Origin of the sequence: Streptomyces chartreusis NRRL 3882 (assembly GCF_900236475.1) — a bacterium.
Taxonomy (GTDB): domain Bacteria; phylum Actinomycetota; class Actinomycetes; order Streptomycetales; family Streptomycetaceae; genus Streptomyces; species Streptomyces chartreusis_D.
The window spans coordinates 3,496,044-3,514,340 of the sequence record NZ_LT963352.1 but is presented as its reverse complement, the minus strand read 5'-3'; the positions used below and the strand labels follow the sequence as shown (position 1 = coordinate 3,514,340).

13 protein-coding genes are annotated in these 18,297 nt (G+C 73.2%); 9 read left to right on the top strand and 4 right to left on the bottom strand.

All coding sequences use genetic code 11. From position 1 onward, the window contains the following. Positions 1-90: 90 nt before the first annotated feature. From SCNRRL3882_RS15595 to sucD, 6 genes are all read left to right on the top strand, one after another. Positions 91-1,266 (top strand): ATP-binding protein, encoded by a 1,176-nt coding sequence (locus SCNRRL3882_RS15595; protein ID WP_010036428.1) that lies wholly within the window; start codon positions 91-93, stop codon positions 1,264-1,266. A 103-nt stretch (positions 1,267-1,369) separates the two neighbouring features. Beyond that, positions 1,370-3,793, top strand: a complete 2,424-nt coding sequence (locus tag SCNRRL3882_RS15590; protein ID WP_010036426.1) for a DUF5682 family protein — start codon at positions 1,370-1,372, stop codon at positions 3,791-3,793. A 139-nt stretch (positions 3,794-3,932) separates the two neighbouring features. Further along, positions 3,933-5,096: a VWA domain-containing protein gene (locus SCNRRL3882_RS15585; protein ID WP_010036424.1), complete on the top strand. Its 1,164-nt coding sequence runs from the start codon at positions 3,933-3,935 to the stop codon at positions 5,094-5,096. A 231-nt stretch (positions 5,097-5,327) separates the two neighbouring features. Beyond that, positions 5,328-6,548, top strand: coding sequence for a hypothetical protein (locus tag SCNRRL3882_RS40775; protein WP_159399448.1), 1,221 nt, complete (start codon positions 5,328-5,330; stop codon positions 6,546-6,548). A 520-nt stretch (positions 6,549-7,068) separates the two neighbouring features. Next, the gene (gene sucC, locus SCNRRL3882_RS15570) at positions 7,069-8,247 is read left to right on the top strand and encodes an ADP-forming succinate--CoA ligase subunit beta (protein WP_010036417.1); all 1,179 of its coding nucleotides are present in this window, start codon (positions 7,069-7,071) and stop codon (positions 8,245-8,247) included. Between the two features lie 21 nt (positions 8,248-8,268). Next, entirely contained in the window at positions 8,269-9,153 is an 885-nt protein-coding gene (sucD, locus tag SCNRRL3882_RS15565; protein ID WP_010036416.1) for a succinate--CoA ligase subunit alpha, read from the top strand. Between the two features lie 62 nt (positions 9,154-9,215). Here the strand turns inward: sucD and SCNRRL3882_RS15560 are convergent, their stop codons facing one another. Next, positions 9,216-10,574: a helix-turn-helix domain-containing protein gene (locus SCNRRL3882_RS15560; RefSeq protein WP_010036412.1), complete on the bottom strand. Its 1,359-nt coding sequence runs from the start codon at positions 10,572-10,574 to the stop codon at positions 9,216-9,218. A 96-nt stretch (positions 10,575-10,670) separates the two neighbouring features. Here SCNRRL3882_RS15560 and SCNRRL3882_RS15555 point away from each other — a divergent pair, with 96 nt between their 5' ends. Continuing rightward, the gene (locus SCNRRL3882_RS15555) at positions 10,671-12,401 is read left to right on the top strand and encodes a DUF6350 family protein (protein ID WP_010036410.1); all 1,731 of its coding nucleotides are present in this window, start codon (positions 10,671-10,673) and stop codon (positions 12,399-12,401) included. Between the two features lie 16 nt (positions 12,402-12,417). Here the strand turns inward: SCNRRL3882_RS15555 and SCNRRL3882_RS15550 are convergent, their stop codons facing one another. Further along, a complete protein-coding gene (locus tag SCNRRL3882_RS15550) occupies positions 12,418-13,197 on the bottom strand; it encodes a hypothetical protein (RefSeq protein ID WP_010036408.1) in 780 nt (259 codons plus the stop codon). Between the two features lie 333 nt (positions 13,198-13,530). On the opposite strand from SCNRRL3882_RS15550, the gene purN reads away from it, so the two are divergent. Together purN and purH are read left to right on the top strand one after the other, a co-directional pair. Beyond that, positions 13,531-14,169: a phosphoribosylglycinamide formyltransferase gene (gene purN / locus SCNRRL3882_RS15545; protein ID WP_010036405.1), complete on the top strand. Its 639-nt coding sequence runs from the start codon at positions 13,531-13,533 to the stop codon at positions 14,167-14,169. Beyond that, entirely contained in the window at positions 14,166-15,728 is a 1,563-nt protein-coding gene (gene purH, locus SCNRRL3882_RS15540; RefSeq protein ID WP_010036404.1) for a bifunctional phosphoribosylaminoimidazolecarboxamide formyltransferase/IMP cyclohydrolase, read from the top strand. The genes purN and purH overlap by 4 nt, the downstream gene beginning before the upstream one ends. A gap of 49 nt (positions 15,729-15,777) precedes the next feature. Here the strand turns inward: purH and SCNRRL3882_RS15535 are convergent, their stop codons facing one another. Further along, positions 15,778-16,371, bottom strand: coding sequence for an ALF repeat-containing protein (locus SCNRRL3882_RS15535; RefSeq protein ID WP_010036403.1), 594 nt, complete (start codon positions 16,369-16,371; stop codon positions 15,778-15,780). A gap of 113 nt (positions 16,372-16,484) precedes the next feature. Next, positions 16,485-18,218 carry a serine/threonine-protein kinase gene (locus SCNRRL3882_RS15530; protein ID WP_010036400.1) on the bottom strand — a complete coding sequence of 578 codons (1,734 nt, stop codon included), beginning with the start codon at positions 18,216-18,218 and terminating at the stop codon, positions 16,485-16,487. Positions 18,219-18,297 lie beyond the last annotated feature (79 nt).

The following is an 18,297-nucleotide window of genomic DNA, read 5'->3' as shown; positions in this document are numbered from 1 at the left end:
GGTGTTTGCGCAGGTCAGAACGGATTGTCAGTGGTGTGGTGCAACGTGGATGCCAGATCCGAACCGGCCGAGCTGGAGGGGGACTCAGCCATGCCTGTGTCCGTAGAACCGACGTCCGTCGACCCGAGCCAGAACGGGTCCGCGCCCGCGAACGCGGGTACGGCCGCACCCGCGGACGTGACTGAGGCGGAAGCACTGCGGCCGCACGCCGAGGACGCCTTCGCCGGTGAACTCGCCGCGCTGGCCGCGCAGGACGACCGGCCGCGTCCGGCCCGCTGGAAGCTGTCGCCGTGGGCCGTCGCGACGTACCTGCTCGGCGGCACGCTGCCGGACGGCACGGTGATCACACCGAAGTACGTCGGTCCGCGCCGCATCGTCGAGGTCGCCGTCACCACGCTCGCCACCGACCGCGCCCTGCTCCTGCTCGGCGTGCCCGGCACGGCGAAGACCTGGGTCTCCGAGCATCTGGCCGCAGCGGTCAGCGGCGACTCCACGCTGCTGGTGCAGGGCACCGCCGGCACACCGGAGGAGGCCATCCGGTACGGCTGGAACTACGCGCAGCTGCTCGCCCACGGCCCGAGCCGCGACGCCCTCGTGCCCAGCCCGGTCATGCGGGCCATGGCCGAGGGCATGACCGCCCGCGTCGAGGAGCTGACGCGTATCCCGGCCGACGTGCAGGACACGCTCATCACGATCCTGTCGGAGAAGACGCTGCCGATACCTGAGCTGGGCCAGGAGGTGCAGGCGGTCCGCGGCTTCAACCTGATCGCCACGGCCAACGACCGCGACCGCGGGGTCAACGACCTGTCCAGCGCCCTGCGCCGCCGGTTCAACACGGTGGTGCTGCCGTTGCCGGAGAGCCCCGAGGCCGAGGTCGACATCGTCTCGCGCCGCGTCGACCAGATCGGCCGTTCCCTCGACCTGCCGGCCGCGCCGGACGGCCTCGACGAGATCCGCCGGGTGGTCACGGTCTTCCGCGAGCTGCGCGACGGGGTCACGACCGACGGCCGGACGAAGCTGAAGTCGCCGAGCGGCACGCTGTCCACGGCCGAGGCGATCTCCGTCGTCACCAACGGACTTGCCCTGGCGGCCCACTTCGGCGACGGCGTGCTGCGGCCGGGAGACGTGGCCGCGGGCATCCTCGGCGCGGTGGTCCGCGACCCGGCGGCCGACCGGGTCATCTGGCAGGAGTACCTGGAGACGGTGGTCCGCGAGCGGGACGGCTGGAAGGACTTCTACCGGGCCTGCCGGGAGGTGAGCGTGTGAGCGACACGGGGCGCGAGCTGCCGGGCGGGGTGCTCGACGGCGCGGTCGGTGGCGGCACGGGGTGCGGCCGTCAGAGGTGGGCGTGGATCGGGAGGGGGGCGACATGACGGGCGAGGAAAGGGCCGTGGGCCGGGCGGCCGGGGCAGGGCCGTTGCTGCTCGGGGTGCGGCATCACGGGCCGGGGTCGGCGCGGGCGGTGCGGGCGGCGCTGGCGGAGGCCCGGCCGCGGGTCGTGCTGATCGAGGGGCCGCCCGAGGCCGATGCCCTGATTCCGCTCGCCGCCGACGAGGAGATGCGGCCGCCGGTCGCCCTGCTCGCCCATGCCGTGGACGAACCCGGCCGCTCGGCGTTCTGGCCGCTGGCCGAGTTCTCCCCGGAGTGGGTCGCCATCCGCTGGGCCCTGGAACACGACGTCCCGGCCCGCTTCATCGACCTGCCGGCCACGCACACGCTGGCCTGGGGGAGGCAGGAGGGCGAGGCCGGAGCGGAGGGGGAATCCCCTCTGGACGCCGAGACGGCGGACAGCGAGGACGACTCCGGCCCCGGAGCCGGACCGGGGCCCGAACCCGGACCCGCCGACGTGCGGATCGATCCGCTCGGCGTGCTCGCCGAGGCCGCCGGCTACGACGACCCGGAGCGGTGGTGGGAGGACGTCGTGGAGCACCGGGGCGTGGGGAAGGGGGACGCGCTCGCGCCCTTCACCGTGCTCGAGGAGGCGATGGGGGCGCTGCGGGAGACCTACGGCAGCGGGGGACACGACCGGGACCTGGTGCGCGAGGCGTACATGCGGCTCCAGGTCCGGGCCGCGCAGCGGGACTTCGAGGACGGCGTGGCCGTCGTGTGCGGGGCGTGGCACGTGCCCGCCCTGCGGCGCAAGACCACCGTCGCCGCCGACAAGGCGCTGCTGAAGGGGCTGCCCAAGGTCAAGACGGACATGACGTGGGTGCCGTGGACCCACCGTCGGCTGTCCCGGGTGAGCGGCTATGGCGCCGGCATCGACTCGCCGGGCTGGTACGGGCACTTGTTCAGCGCCCCGGACCGGCCGGTCGAGCGGTGGATGACCAAGGTGGCTGGGCTGCTGCGCGCCGAGGACCGGCTCGTGTCCTCCGCGCACGTCATCGAGGCCGTGCGGCTGGCCGAGACGCTCGCCGCGATGCGCGGCCGTCCGCTGCCCGGCCTGAGCGAGACGACCGACGCGGTGCGGGCGGTGATGTGCGAGGGCTCGGACGTGCCGCTGGCGCTGGTGCAGGACCGGCTGGTCGTGGGGGACGTGCTGGGAGAGGTGCCGTCGACGGCACCGGCGGTTCCGTTGCAGCGGGACCTCGCCCGGCTCCAGCGCCGACTGCGGCTGAAGCCGGAGGCGCTGGAGCGGGAGTTGGAGCTCGACCTGCGCAAGGAGACCGACGCCGCCCGCAGCAGGCTGCTGCACCGGCTGCGGTTGCTCGGCGTCGCGTGGGGCGAACCGGCCGCCTCGCGGGGCAGCACGGGCACCTTCCGGGAGACCTGGCGGCTGCGCTGGGAGCCCGAGCTGTCGGTGCGGGTCGCCGAGGCCGGCGTCTGGGGGACGACCGTCCTGTCCGCCGCGACCGCCAAGGCCGAGGCCGACGCCGTCACGGCGCAGGGCCTCGCCGACGTCACCGCACTCGCCGAGCGCTGCCTGCTGGCCGAACTGCCCGAGGCCCTGCCCACGGTGATGCGGATCCTCGCCGACCGGGCGGCCCTCGGCACGGACGTCGGACAGCTCGCCCGGGCGCTGCCGGCCCTGGTCCGCTCCCTGCGCTACGGCGATGTGCGCGGCACGGACACCGGGGCCCTGGGAGAGGTCGCGGCGGGGCTGGCCGAGCGGGTCTTCGTCGGCCTGCCCCCGGCCTGCGCGGCACTCGACGCCGACGGCGCCGAGGAGATGCGGCGTCATGTCGACGCCGTGCACGGGGCAGTGGGGCTCCTGGGGGACGCCCCCGCGGCCGGGCAGGGTCACTTGAGAGCCCGTTGGCAGTCGGTGCTGCGGGTGCTGTGCGGGCGGGACACGGTACCCGGAGTGATCAGGGGACGGGCCGTGCGTCTCCTGTTGGACGACGGGGAGTTGGCGCAGGACGATGCGGCGCGCCTCATGGGGCTCGTCCTGTCGCCGGGCACGCCACCGGCGGACGCGGCCGCGTGGATCGAGGGCTTCGTCGGAGGAGGCTCCGGGGGCGGGATGCTCCTGGTGCACGACGAGCGGCTGCTCGGGCTGGTCGACGCGTGGCTCACCGGGGTTCCGGCGGAGGCGTTCACGGACGTGCTGCCCCTGCTGCGGCGGACGTTCTCGGCGTACGAGCCCGGGGTGCGGCGGACCCTCGGCGAACTGGTCCGGCGCGGGCCGGGGGCCGGGAGCGGCGCGACCGGGGCCGGCTCCGGCATACCCGGCTTCGCGGCGGAGCTCGACCCGGTGCGCGCGGACGCCGTGCTGCCGGTCCTGCGGCTGCTGCTCGGGCTGGACGAAGGGGCAGAACACATCGGCAACGACCTGGTGGGGGTGGCGGGATGACGACCGACGGACTGAGGCGGCCGACGCCGAGCGCGGAAGCGGGAGACACCGACGGGGACGGGGTGCGGGCGGAAGGACGGCCGACGACGGCCGTGCCGGTGATCCCACTGTGGGAACGGCCTCGCAAGGGAGGGCACGGATGACGGCCGAGGTGACGGATCCGGCGCAGGAGCGGTTGCGGCGGTGGCGGCTCGTACTCGGAGGCGACGCGGCGGACGGCACCGGGTGCGAACTCTCCGGGCGGGACGCGGCGATGGACGGAGCGCTCACCGCGCTCTACGGAAAGGGGGAGAAGCCGCAGGGGGGCCGGGACCGTTCGGCGGGGCTCGGGGCCTCGGCGCCGTCCGTGGCGCGCTGGCTCGGGGACATCCGGACGTACTTCCCGTCCTCCGTCGTACAGGTCATGCAGCGCGATGCCATCGACCGGCTCGGTCTCGCCACGCTCCTGCTGGAGCCGGAGATGCTCGAGGCGGTGGAGGCCGACGTGCACCTCGTCGGCACGCTGCTGTCGCTCAACAAGGCCATGCCCGAGACGACGAAGGAGACGGCACGGGCCGTCGTGCGCAAGGTCGTCGAGGACCTGGAGAAGCGGCTCGCCACGCGCACCCGCGCCACCCTCACCGGCGCCCTCGACCGCAGCGCCAGGATCAACCGGCCCCGCCATCACGACATCGACTGGAACCGCACGATCGCGGCCAACCTCAAGCACTACCTGCCCGAGTACCGAACGATCGTGCCGGAGCGGCTCATCGGGTACGGGCGGGCGTCCCAGTCCACGAAGAAGGAGGTCATCCTCTGTATCGATCAGTCGGGATCCATGGCGGCATCGGTCGTGTACGCATCGGTGTTCGGAGCGGTGCTCGCCTCGATGCGGACGATCTCCACGCGACTCGTCGTCTTCGACACGGCGGTCGTCGACCTCACGGACCAGCTCGACGACCCCGTCGACGTCCTGTTCGGGACACAGCTCGGCGGCGGCACGGACATCAACCGGGCGCTCGCCTACTGCCAGTCGCAGATCACCCGGCCCGCGGAGACGGTGGTCGTGCTGATCAGTGACCTCTACGAGGGAGGCATCCGGGACGAGATGCTCAAGCGGGTCGCGGCGATGAAGGCCTCGGGGGTGCAGTTCGTGACGCTGCTCGCCCTCTCCGACGAGGGGGCACCGGCGTACGACCGGGAGCACGCGGCCGCGCTCGCCGCCCTGGGAGCACCGGCGTTCGCCTGCACGCCCGATCTGTTCCCCGAGGTGATGGCGGCGGCGATCGAGAAGCGTCCGCTGCCGATACCGGATGCGGCGTGACGGGGCGGCGACTTGTCGACGCATCGTCGTCCCACTTCGGTCGGCAAAAGGGATATGACTGACCATCAGTGGGGAAGGGCTTGCGTAACCTCCGCACTCCCGTGCGAGGATCGGCGCCTGCTCGGCGGTGCGTCGCGCTGCGCCGGGCGGTACCGCGTTGTGCCGACTCGTTGCCCGTGACGCGTGATGCGTTCGGCACTTGTTCCGTAGCACGGGAGGAAGCTCCCCCTCTTGATCTGGTCAGCAGCCCTGCCCGGTGCCGCCGTGCGCATGCCGCGCACGGCGGCCGGGTGGCGTGTGCTCCGGGTGGCACTGCTGGTGGGCGGAGTGCTCGTCATCGGGCTCCTGTGCGGGCAACGGGCGTACGCGGCGGACGGCGTACGGGCGCTGACGGACGCCACGGCCGGGCGGATCGGCTCGCCAGGCCCTGGCTCCGTGTCCGGAGCCGGTAGCGCTTCCCTCGCGGGGGTCGACGCGGCGCCCGCGGGGGAGCGGGTCGTGCGGATGGCCGGTGATACGGGCGCGGTGGTGCGCAAGGGGCGGGCAGAGGTGCGGGCGAAGGATCCGTCCTCGGCGCCTTCCTCGTCCTCGTCCTCGTCGTTGCCGTCGCCGCCACTGTCGCTGCCCTCGCCGTCGCTGGCGTCGGCATTGCCCAAGCTGCCAGTGCTCTCAGAGCCGCCCGCACTGTCCGACCCACCAACGGCACCGGCACTGTCCAAGCCGCCGGCTCAACCGAAGCCGCCGGTCCAACCGAAGCCGCCGACGCTGCCGAATCTCCCCGCACCGCCCGAGTTGCCCGCACTGCCCAAGCTGCCAGTGCTGTCGGACCTACCCGACCTCCCGGATCTGCCCGACCTCCCGGATCTGCCAGACTTCCCGGTCCTGCCAGGCCTTCCCGCCCTGCCAGGACCGTCGGACCTCCTGCCCCCGCCCCCTACCGGCGAAGTCACCCTCCCGGAAGTGCCCGGTCTTCCCGGTTCTCCCGGCCTGCCCAGTTCCCCCGCACTCCCCAGTCACCCCCTCCCCACCGCCCCGGTCTCGGCCGACCCGCAACCGGGCAGGACGGCGCCGCCCCCGGTCGACATCCCTGACCCCGTCGGGCGGACCGGCGCGGCGGAGGTCGTCGCAGCGGGGTCGGACATCGTGGTGCGCGGCGGCGACCAGCACGCCGCCGGCCGAGCAAAGCACGCGGCCCACACCAGACGCGCGGACCACGCCGGCCCGTCCGCCCACGCCGGACACGATTCGGGCGGGTACGTGCCCGCAGGGCGGCCTGACGGCACGCTCGGCAACCGGTCCACGGCCGACAGCGGCACGTCGCGCCACGGCGACGCGTACGCCGTCACTCTGAGCCACCGGGCCCCGCTGAGACTCCTGCCCGCTGCCGCGGCCCGCTCCCGCACGGTCGGCACCCGGGACGTGCACCGGGACATCCCCGTCTTCCCCGGCTAGCACGAGCGGCCAGCCGCTCTCGGTGTCGCTCCTCGGACACCTCCCGCACTCCGGACTCCGGACTCCGGACGCTCGCCCCACCGACTCCACGAGACATCGCCTCCGGGCGGTCGAAAACCGTCGGTCGTCCGAGGCCGAAACCTCGTGGATGGGGTCGGCTGGTCCCCATTGGGGTGGGGACCAGCCACCCCGCACCCCGCAGAGCCGGGGCCTGAACTGGGCCTTTGTGCTCCTTCGGGGATGTCAGAAGGGCCTCACCGGGTCAACCCCAGCCCGGTGAGGTCCCTCACCTCCGGCACGCCGTGCCAGAGAGCGCGGCATCATGTGACAGGTATCACCGCTCAGGTGTGACCCTCGATTTAGAGGCCCCCCGCAAGCAGCGATAACCTGCGAGACGGACATGCCGCGCGCTCGGACACCGTGTGCGCCTCCCTTGTGACAGACAGCGGACGTCACGTTGCCCTCGCGGCACGCCCACGCAGACAACGAACCGCGAGATCACTGATAGGGACGGAAGCGCGTGGACCTGTTCGAGTACCAGGCGAGGGACCTCTTCGCCAAGCACGATGTACCGGTGCTGGCCGGTGAAGTCATCGACACGCCTGAGGCGGCCCGCGCAGCCACCGAGCGCCTCGGTGGCAAGTCCGTCGTCAAGGCCCAGGTGAAGGTCGGTGGCCGTGGCAAGGCCGGCGGCGTGAAGCTCGCCGCCACCCCCGACGAGGCGGTCGAGCACGCGACCAACATCCTCGGCATGGACATCAAGGGCCACACGGTCCACAAGGTGATGATCGCCGAGACGGCCCCGGAGATCGTCGAGGAGTACTACGTCTCCTTCCTCCTGGACCGTGCCAACCGCACCTTCCTCTCCATCGCGTCCGTCGAGGGCGGCATGGAGATCGAGGAGGTGGCGGCCACCCGCCCCGAGGCCGTCGCCAAGACGCCGATCGACGCCAACGAGGGCGTGACCGAGGCCAAGGCCCGCGAGATCGTCGAGGCCGCCAAGTTCCCGGCCGAGGTCGCCGACAAGGTCGTGAACGTCCTCGTCAAGCTGTGGGACACCTTCATCAAGGAGGACGCCCTCCTGGTCGAGGTCAACCCGCTGGCCAAGGTCGCCTCCGGTGACGTCATCGCCCTGGACGGCAAGGTCTCCCTGGACGAGAACGCCGAGTTCCGCCAGCCGGAGCACGAGGCCCTCCAGGACAAGGACGCGGCGAACCCGCTCGAGGCCGCCGCCAAGGCGAAGAACCTCAACTACGTCAAGCTCGACGGCGAGGTCGGCATCATCGGCAACGGCGCGGGTCTCGTCATGAGCACCCTGGACGTCGTCGCCTACGCCGGTGAGAAGCACGGTGGCGTCAAGCCCGCCAACTTCCTCGACATCGGTGGTGGCGCCTCCGCCGCCGTCATGGCGAACGGCCTGGAGATCATCCTCGGCGACCCGGACGTCAAGTCCGTGTTCGTCAACGTCTTCGGTGGCATCACCGCCTGTGACGAGGTCGCCAACGGCATCGTGCAGGCGCTGCAGCTGCTCAAGGACAAGGGCGAGGAAGTCACCAAGCCCCTCGTTGTCCGTCTCGACGGCAACAACGCCGAGCTGGGTCGCAAGATCCTCTCCGACGCCAACCACCCGCTGGTGCAGCGCGTGGACACCATGGACGGCGCGGCCGACAAGGCCGCCGAGCTCGCGGCTGCGAAGTAAGGGACGAGGGACTAAACAGCCATGGCTATCTTCCTCAACAAGGACAGCAAGGTCATCGTCCAGGGCATGACCGGTGCCACGGGCATGAAGCACACCAAGCTCATGCTGGCCGACGGCACCAACATCGTCGGCGGCGTGAACCCCCGTAAGGCGGGCACGTCGGTCGACATCGACGGCAACGAGATCCCGGTCTTCGGCACGGTCGCCGAGGCGATCGAGAAGACGGGCGCGAACGTATCCGTCCTCTTCGTCCCGCCGGCCTTCGCCAAGGCCGCCGTCGTCGAGGCCATCGACGCCGAGATCCCGCTCGCGGTCGTCATCACCGAGGGCATCGCCGTCCACGACTCGGCCGCGTTCTACGCCTACGCCGTGTCCAAGGGCAACAAGACCCGCATCATCGGCCCGAACTGCCCCGGCCTCATCACGCCGGGCCAGTCCAACGCCGGCATCATCCCGGGCGACATCACCAAGCCGGGCCGCATCGGCCTGGTGTCGAAGTCCGGCACGCTGACGTACCAGATGATGTACGAGCTGCGGGACATCGGCTTCTCCTCCGCCGTCGGCATCGGTGGCGACCCGGTCATCGGGACGACCCACATCGACGCCCTCGCCGCGTTCGAGGCCGACCCCGACACCGACCTGATCGTGATGATCGGTGAGATCGGCGGCGACGCCGAGGAGCGGGCCGCGGCCTTCATCAAGGAGAACGTGAAGAAGCCGGTCGTCGGCTACGTCGCGGGCTTCACCGCGCCCGAGGGCAAGACCATGGGCCACGCCGGCGCCATCGTCTCCGGCTCCTCCGGCACGGCCGCCGCGAAGAAGGAGGCCCTCGAGGCCGCCGGCGTCAAGGTCGGCAAGACGCCGACCGAGACGGCGAAGCTGGCGCGCGCGATCCTCGCCGGCTGAACAACGCCGTAACGCGCACTGCTGGGCCCGCTCCCCGTACGGGGAGCGGGCCCGCTGTCGTGCTACCGAGGCTGCGGCATCAGCCGGCCCGCCCCTCGCTGCTCCTCCTCGCGCAGCTTCGCCCGCAGCTCCCGCTCCGACTCCGACAGGGGCCCGGGCGCGGCCGGTGGCGGCACGTCCTGGACGGTCTCGCCCTGCGGCACCGGTGGCTCGTAGCGGGCGGGGGCCGTGCGGGCGGTGAGGGCCGTGACTGCGATCAGGGTGATCGTGAAGGCGATGGCTGCCCGGGTCCACAAACGCGCCCGGCGTTCCCCGGCCCGGCGCACCACCAGTGGTTTGGCGGCCCGCAGCCGCTCGATGGAGGCCAGTCCGACCAGCCGCCAGTGGAGCACCTCCGGGTCCGCCAGCTCCGGCAGCCGCTCGGCGACCGCCTCCCGCGCGTGCATCAGCCGGTTCGCGGCCGCGCGGCTGCTCGCCTCCGTCTCCGCCGCCGTCTCCGGCAGGCCGAGACCGACACCGTCGTACAGCAGCAGCGTGCGGCGGTACGAGGGCGGCAGTTTCAGCAGCGTCTCCAGCAGCGCGCGGTCGACCGCGTCGGGGGGCGGCGGCTCGGGATACCGGTGGCGAGGACGGAACCGGTGCCACGGAGAGAGGGCGCAGTCGTAGGCCACCGCCCGCACCCAGCCCGCCGGGTCGGGGTCGCGGGCCACCTCCGGCCAGCGCTGCCAGGCGATGTGGAAGGCCCGCTCGACCGACTCCCGCGCCAGTTCGCGGCGGCCGGTCAGAAGGTAGGTCTGCCGGACGAGCGCGGGCGCGCAGAACGCGTACAGCGCGTCGAAGGCCTGCTCGGGGCTCAGCGCAGCGGTCACATCGTCCGGCCGCCGCAGGGCCGTTGCCCGGTCGGGGCCGGGGCGCCGGTCGGTGACGGTGGAGTGGCTGCGGTCGGCGACGGCGACGGCAGTGGTGTGGCGGTGGTCGGCGACGGTGGTGTGGCGATGGCCGGCGGCGGGGGCGCGGCTGTGAACGCTGCCGGGGTCGCGGCTGTGTTCGATGGCCGAGGTGCGGCTGCGGTGGCCGACGGTGGTGCGGTCCTGGTCCGTGCCGGAGGTGCGGCCCCGGTTCCTGCCGGAGGCGCGGTCGTGGTCTGAGGCCGAGGGGCGGCTCAGATCGCTCGCGGCGTCGCCCCCGCGCTCCGCATGAGGCGGTGTCACTTCCGCCTCCGTCCCGAGTGAGTTCAGCAGCTTCGCGTACTTCTCCCCTTTCCGGCCGCGCGGCGTCGAGCGGCCGGTCTCCCACCCGCGCACCGTCTCGCTGGTGACGCCCACCTGGGAAGCCAGTTGAGCCCGCGTCATCGAGGCGGCCTCGCGCAGGCGTCGGCGTTCCTTGGGCGGCGGGAGCGGGATGGCTGGGCTCTGTGTCACAGGGCGCCCCTCCGTACGGAAAAATACATAAACGTATATTGAGCGACACATCGATGGTTCGCCTGTTACGACGGGAAAGCGCGTGTCGTTGGGAGCATGGCGGGCGTGATCGACATGACCGCTCGCCGACGTCCGGCCTCGCCCCTGTTGACCCGCATGCGCGACCGTTCGCCCGGACTGACCGGCGCCCTCACGGGTGGTGCGGTCGCGGCGGGCCTCGGGCTCGCGTCGTTCGCCGTGCCGGCGATGCTGCTGTGGATCACCTCGCCGTACCCGGACAGCGGGCCCGGCGGCGCGCTGCACGTGGCGGCGGCGCTGTGGCTGCTGGCCCACGGAGCCGAACTCGTCCGCGCCGACACGCTCGCCGGCGTCCCCGCCCCCGTGGGCGTCCCGCCGCTGCTGCTGCTCGCGCTGCCGGTGTGGCTGCTGCACCGGGCGGCGAGAGATGCCACGGACGGCGGGGCGGGGGGCGAGGCCGACGGCAGCGCCGAGGACATCGTGGAGCCGGCGGACATCGAGGTGGTCGCGGAACCGCCGCCGGTCTCGGCCCGCATCGCCTGGACGGGCGTCGTCCTCGGCTACCTCGCCGTCGCCGCGCCCGCCGCCCTGTACGCCGCCGGCGGTGCGCTGCGGCCGTCGTGGCTGTGGACCGGGGTGTACGTGCCGCTGGTCGCCGTGGTGGCCGCCGGAGCGGGCGTGTGGTCGGCGTACGGCCGTCCGGGCGGGCCGCTGCGGCTGCTGCTGGGCGTGCTGCCGGCGCGGGTACGGCCGCTGGTCCTCGGGCCGGACGGGCGCCCGGGTGTCGCCGCCAGGGCGGCGGCCGCCGGGACGGCGGTACTCCTCGCGGGCGGTGCGCTGCTGGTGGCGTTGTCGCTGGTGGGGCACGGCGCGGCGGCCCAGGCGGCGTTGCTGCGGCTGACGGAGGGGTGGTCGGGGCGGTTCGCGGTGCTGCTGCTGTGTGCGGCCCTGGTACCGAACGCGGCGGTGTGGGGCGCCGCCTACGCCCTCGGCCCCGGCTTCGCCCTCGGCGTCGGCCATGTCGTCAGCCCGCTGTCCTCCGCGCCGGCTCCGTTCCTGCCGCCGTTCCCGCTGCTGGCGGCGGTGCCGGAGGCGGGTGAGGGGCGGCTGGTGCACTGGGCGGCGGCCGGGACCGTGCCGGTGGTCGCCGGGGTGGTCGTCGGCTGGGTCGTGGCACAGGAGGCGGCCTCCGGGGAGGGCGGCGGGACGCGGCCGGGCGGCGGGCGGGGTGTCGTCTGGTCGCCGGGGCGCACCGCCCGTGCCGCCGCCCTCGCGGCCGTGCTGTGCGCGGCCGTGCTCGCGGGGCTCGCCGCGCTGGCGGGCGGGCCGCTCGGGGTCACCGTCCTGGCCCGCTTCGGGCCGGTGTGGTGGCAGGTGGGTACGGCGACACTGGCGTGGCTGGTGCTGGTGGCCGTCCCGACGGCGATGACCGTACGGGCCTGTCGATGCCGGGCGCCCCAGGCGGACGGGCCGAGTATCGGCAAACAGCGGGACGAACCGGCCGGGGGCGCCGCGCGGGGCGGACACCTACGGAAGGGCTCGCACCGCCGGGGTTGGTTCACCCATACCAAAATCGCCGGGATCGCCGGAGTCGCCGGGGGCGCCCTGGACGGTGCCTCCCCGCCCGACGGGCCAGCCAAGCCGAGGACCTCGTCCGCCACACCGGACGCCCTCCACGCCTTCCACGGCCTCCGGGACCAGGACGACACCCCATTCGAACCGTACGACTTCCTGCCGGCCGACCCGGCCCCCGAGCCCTACGACGTCCTGCCCCCGCCCGACCCCACCGCCGGGCCGGACACCCCCTGAAGCAGCAGGCCGCCCGTCAGCCGTTCGTGCCCAGCAAGCCCCGCAGCTCCTTCGGCAGAAGCTCGGTGCAGGACTGCTTCGCCTCGTTCGTGAGGGCGTCGTTCGTGCAGGTGTAGTAGTCGCGGTAGACCAGCTGGGCCGTGAAGGACGCGGCGACCAGGGCGATGGCCAGGGACGCCGTGACCAGGCCGCTCACCGCGGCGGTCGTCTGGGGGCGGCCCTGCTGCTCGGGGGCCGGGGAGTCCGGGTCGGGCCTGCGGGGCTTGGCGCGCAGGGCGCTGATGCCCCAGTAGAGGGCGAGCGCGCCCAGCAGCAGCGCCACGTACGGCCAGCTGAAGAGGGCGAAGAAGAAGGCCCACATGCCCGACAGCAGCGCATAGCGCGCGCGGCGCTGGGCGGGGTCCGTCGGGTCCCAGCGCGGGTTCGGTCCGCCCTGAGGGCCGCCGCCCTGGCCCTCGGGTCCGCCGCGGGGGCGTTCGCCGAAGCCGCCGGAGGAGCGGCCGGGCTGCCGGTCGCTCCACTGCCTGCCCCAGGGCGCGCGGTCGTCCTCGCCGTCGTCCTGGGAGTCGTCACCCGACGGGCGGCGCGGCTGCCAGGGCCGGTCCGGGGTGCCCTCGGGCGGCGGGGCGAACGGATTGTCCTCCTGGGAGCCGCGCCGTCGCTCGTCGCCGCGGTCGCCGTCCGACGGCGCGTCGGGTGGTGAGCTGGGGCGCTCCCGCAGCAGCACGCTGCCGCGCTCCCCTCCCTGCGCCGACAGCTGGGGGAACGTGAGGAGTCGCAGGCTGCGGTCCGGCATCAAGTGAGCGTCTTCCCGTTGATGAGTAGGAACGAGTGGGTGAGCAGGAATGGGTGGACAGAACTGAACGGTGTCGGACCCGGGTCCGACACCTCTTGAACGCATCACGTGCGGACGGCGTTCCCGAACCGGCTCCGCCCAGACGCTACCTTCCGGCCATGCCCCCGTCCCGTGGGGGCCGCCCGGTGTGCCGGTATCGTTGCTGACGGTCGGCCGGTTCGTAGGCTTCCCCGTATCCGGGGGCGCGAAGCATTCGTATGAATGTACAAACGCCATGGCGCTACGCCAGGTCCGGCCGCCTGGACAGACACTCCCCCGAGAAAGGCCCCCACCGTGGCCGCCAAGCCCGTGGCCCAGCGCGCCAAGCGCCTCGTCGTGCTGGTCTCCGGATCCGGAACCAACCTTCAGGCGCTCCTCGACGAGATCGACGCCGCCGGTGCGCAGGCGTACGGGGCCGAGATCGTGGCCGTCGGCGCCGACCGCGAGGGCATCGAGGGGCTGGCCCGCGCCGAACGCGCCGGGCTGCCGACCTTCGTGTGCAAGGTCAAGGACCACGGCAGCCGCGAGGAGTGGGACGCCGCGCTCGCCGAGGCCGTCGCCGCCTTCGAGCCCGACCTCGTGGTCTCCGCCGGGTTCATGAAGATCGTCGGCAAGGAGTTCCTCGCGCGGTTCGGCGGGCGGTTCGTCAACACGCACCCGGCACTGCTGCCCAGTTTCCCGGGGGCCCACGGCGTACGGGACGCGCTCGCGTACGGCGCCAAGGTCACCGGCTGCACCGTCCACTTCGTCGACGACGGCGTCGACACCGGCCCGATCATCGCCCAGGGCGTGGTCGAGGTCCGGGACGAGGACGACGAGAGCGCTCTGCACGAGCGCATCAAGGAAGTCGAGCGAAGGCTGCTCGTCGAGGTCGTGGGGCGCCTCGCCCGCAACGGCTATCGCATTGAGGGACGAAAGGTAGTTATCCAGTGACCGCCGAGAGCAACAAGCGGCCCCTTCGCCGGGCGCTCGTCAGCGTCTACGACAAGACCGGTCTCGAGGAGCTCGCGCGCGGGCTCCACGAGGCCGGGGTCGAGCTCGTCTCCACCGGCTCCACCGCTGCGAAGATCGCCGCCGCCGGCGTCCCCGTCACCAAGGTCGAGGAGCTGACCGGCTTCCCCGAGTGCCTGGACGGCCGGGTCAAGACACTGCACCCGCGCGTGCACGCCGGCATCCTCGCCGACCTGCGCCTGGAGGACCACCAGCGGCAGCTCGCCGAGCTGGGTGTCGAGCCGTTCGACCTCGTCGTCGTCAACCTCTACCCGTTCCGTGAGACCGTCGCCTCCGGCGCCTCGCCCGACGAGTGCGTGGAGCAGATCGACATCGGCGGTCCGTCGATGGTCCGGGCCGCCGCCAAGAACCACCCGTCCGTCGCGGTCGTCACCAGCCCCGCCCGCTACGCCGACGTGCTCGAGGCCGTCCGGGGCGGCGGCTTCGACCTCGCCACCCGCAAGCGGCTCGCCGCCGAGGCCTTCCAGCACACGGCCGCCTACGACGTCGCCGTCGCCTCCTGGTTCGCCTCCTCCTACGCGCCCGTCGACGAGTCGCAGTTCCCCGACTTCCTCGGCGCCACCTGGGAGCGCGAGCACACCCTGCGCTACGGCGAGAACCCGCACCAGCCCGCCGCGCTGTACGTCTCCGGCACGGGCGGCCTCGCCGAGGCCGAGCAGCTGCACGGCAAGGAGATGTCGTACAACAACTACACGGACACGGACGCCGCCCGTCGTGCCGCGTACGACCACGCCGAGCCGTGCGTCGCGATCATCAAGCACGCCAACCCCTGCGGCATCGCGGTGGGCGCGGACGTCGCCGAGGCGCACCGCAAGGCGCACGCCTGCGACCCGCTGTCGGCGTTCGGTGGTGTGATCGCGGTCAACCGCCCGGTCAGCAAGGAGATGGCCGAGCAGGTCGCGGAGATCTTCACCGAGGTCATCGTCGCGCCGGACTACGAGGACGGCGCCCTGGAGGCCCTCACCAAGAAGAAGAACATCCGCGTGCTGCGCTGCCCCGACGGGCCCTCCGCCCCGGTCGAGGTCAAGCCGATCGACGGCGGCGCGCTGCTCCAGGTCACCGACCGGCTCCAGGCCGACGGCGACGACCCGGCCAACTGGACGCTGGCGACCGGCGAGGCGCTGGACGCCGACGAAATCCAGCAGCTCGCCTTCGCCTGGAAGGCCTGCCGCGCGGTGAAGTCCAACGCGATCCTGCTCGCCAAGGACGGTGCCTCGGTGGGCGTCGGCATGGGGCAGGTCAACCGGGTCGACTCCGCGAAGCTGGCGGTGGAGCGGGCGGGCGCCGAGCGTGCGCAGGGCTCCTACGCGGCCTCCGACGCGTTCTTCCCCTTCCCGGACGGCCTGGAGATCCTCACCGAGGCCGGTGTGAAGGCCGTGGTCCAGCCCGGCGGTTCGGTCCGTGACGAACTGGTCGTCGAGGCCGCGCAGAAGGCCGGCATCACGATGTACTTCACCGGGACGCGGCACTTCTTCCACTGAGAGCGGCGGCGGAGGGGGCCGGCGGCGCCGCCGGCCCCCTCCGTACGACTCAGCCGTCGACCTCGTACCGCCCGACCTCCAGGAAGTACCGAAGCTCCTCCGGAGTGCCGTCGATGGCGTCCTCCGCGGCGGCCCGGAGCGCGTCGCTGATCGTCGGGTCGGCCAGGATGCGGGCGATGGCGACGCGGTCGTCCTCGGCCTGGGCGAGGCGGTAGCCGGTCTCCAGGAACGCCCGCAGGGCCTCCGGGGTGTTCACGTCGAGGGCCTTGCCCGCTTCCCGCTTGACGCCCCGGCCGGAGTCCGGGTCGGCCAGGATGCGGGCGATGGCGACGCGGTCGTCCTCGGCCTGGGCGAGGCGGTAGCCCGTCTTCAGGAACTCCCGCATGTCCTCCACGGTGCCGTCGAGGGCCTCGTTGGCCTCCCTGACGACGCCTCGTCCGCTGTCCTCGTCGGCGATGATGCGGAGGATCGCGATCCGCAGATCGTCCTCCGACATCTCGTCCACCGGCGTGCCGTCCGTCCCCGCCGTGGCGGTCACGGCGGGGGCCGCCGGGGCCGCGCCGGCCGCGAGGGCCGGGGTGGCGAGCAGGAGGGCCGGCGTCAGGACGGCGGCGACGATCAGGGCACCGCGGGTGGGTCTCATGCGTGAACCTGCCTAAGGGTCGCGGGAGTTGCTGAGGCCGGGTGCTGCCAGGCGGGTGCCTGGGCCCGGTGCGGACATCCTCACATTCCCCGGCGCGCGAGGCGCGCCTTTTCTCAGGTCGAGGAGCGCAGCGCCGCCCACGTCCTGGGGCCGACCTTGCCGTCGGCGTCCAGCCCCTTGTCACGCTGGAAGCCGCGTACCGCCGCGGCGGTGTCCTTGCCGAACTGGCCGTCCAAGCCCGCGCCTCCCACGTCGTAGCCGCGCTTGGTCAGCATGCACTGCACCTGCACGACGCGCTGGCCGCGGTCGCCGCGCCGGGTGAGTTCGGTGCCGGAGTAGTAGCTGCAGTCGGTGAGCCACGGTGGCCCGACCGGGGCGGTGGGCGTCTTCGGTGGTTCCGTGGCGGAGGGCCGGGGCTTCGTCGTCTTCGGCGGGGGAGCGGGGGCGGTGGTACGGGTGTCCGCCTCGGCCCCGTTGCCCGAGGGGCTCGGCGTGGTGCCCGTCGTCGTCCCCTCGCTCTGCGGGACCTGCCTGGACGGTGAGGGGGAATCCGGGCGGTCGGAGCCCGGCGGGGACGTTTGGACGTGACCGTCGCGGGACGCACGGGCCGTGGGCGCGGCGGAGCCGGTGTCGCCGGCCGACGAAGGGCGGGTGGCCAGAAAGGCCGTCAGGGCGACGGCGCACACGGTGAGTACGGCGGCGAGGGCGGCGTACGGCGCCAGCCGCCGCCTGGCGGAAGTCCCGGCCGCCGGTGTCGCCACCGGCGTACCTCCCGCTTCCGGCGGCCCGAAGCCCGGCTGCCCCGCCGCCGGTACGCCGGCCACGGGCGCCGGTCCGGCCGGTCCGAATCCCGGCCCCGCAGGCGCCGGATGCCCCACCGCCCGCTGCACCCGCGGCGGCGGTAACGGACTGTCCCTCAGCGCCTCGTAAGCCTGTTGCCGGGCCAGGATGCGGCTGCCCAGCGGTTCCTGCCAGGAGACGGACCGGGGCCGGGCCGAGGCCGCCTCGACCAGGTCCCCGGGGCCGGGGCGCAGGGCCGGGTCCTTGGAGAGGCAGGCCGTGAGGAGGGCGGCGAGGTCCGGGTCGGCCTTCCGCACCTCCGCCATGACCTCCGCGTTCGGTTCCTCCGAGGCGATGCGGTGCAGGACGTCCACGCCGGTGCCGTCGCCGAAGGGGGCGTGCCCGGTGACCGCGTGGACGACCGTGCTCGCGAAGCAGAACACGTCGGAGGCCGTGTCGCAGCGGCCGTCCCTGAGGTACTCGGGGGACATGAAGGCGGGCGTGCCGACGCGGTTGCCGGTCGTGGTGATCGCGCTGGCGTCGACGGCCTGGGCGATGCCGAAGTCGACGACGTGCGCACCCTGTGGGGTCAGGAGAACGTTGGACGGCTTGAAGTCCCGGTGCACGATCCCGGTCGCGGCCAGCGCGCCGAGCGCCCGCCCGAGATCGGCGACCAGCCGCCAGGCGTCTTCCGGTGGCAGGACACCGCATTCCCGCACCGCCTCCGCCAGGTTGAGACCGGGTAAGTACACGGTCGCCATCCACAGCAGGTCGGTGTCCGGCTCGAAGCCCGTGCCCAGCAGTTCCGGCGTGTAGGGCGCGCCCACCCGCGCGTGCACGGTGGCCTCCCGCTCGAACCGCCGCCGGAAGGGCGCGTCCTCGGCGTACTCGGGCCGGATGACCTTCACCGCGGCGAGCCCGGGCGTCCCGTCCCCCTGGCGCGCCAGGTAGACCCGGCCCATGCCGCCGCTGCCGAGCAGTCCCAGCGGTACGTACGGTCCGACCCGCACCGGATCGGCGGGCCGCAGCGGCACCGCACCGGTCTGCGTGAACGCGGCGTCTGACATGGATCCCCCGGCCGTGGTCCTGGCAGCGACGCCGGAAACGGTACCCGAGGCGGGCTGCCGGACCGACGTGTGTGCGACG

Coding starts and splice junctions, on each gene's coding strand:
- SCNRRL3882_RS15595 (WP_010036428.1), top strand. CDS start 91: ATGCCTGTGTCCGTAGAACCGACGTCCGTCGACCCGAGCCAGAACGGG.
- SCNRRL3882_RS15590 (WP_010036426.1), top strand. CDS start 1,370: ATGACGGGCGAGGAAAGGGCCGTGGGCCGGGCGGCCGGGGCAGGGCCG.
- SCNRRL3882_RS15585 (WP_010036424.1), top strand. CDS start 3,933: ATGACGGCCGAGGTGACGGATCCGGCGCAGGAGCGGTTGCGGCGGTGG.
- sucD (WP_010036416.1), top strand. CDS start 8,269: ATGGCTATCTTCCTCAACAAGGACAGCAAGGTCATCGTCCAGGGCATG.
- SCNRRL3882_RS15555 (WP_010036410.1), top strand. CDS start 10,671: ATGGCGGGCGTGATCGACATGACCGCTCGCCGACGTCCGGCCTCGCCC.
- SCNRRL3882_RS15550 (WP_010036408.1), bottom strand. CDS start 13,197: ATGCCGGACCGCAGCCTGCGACTCCTCACGTTCCCCCAGCTGTCGGCG.
- SCNRRL3882_RS15535 (WP_010036403.1), bottom strand. CDS start 16,371: ATGAGACCCACCCGCGGTGCCCTGATCGTCGCCGCCGTCCTGACGCCG.
- SCNRRL3882_RS15530 (WP_010036400.1), bottom strand. CDS start 18,218: ATGTCAGACGCCGCGTTCACGCAGACCGGTGCGGTGCCGCTGCGGCCC.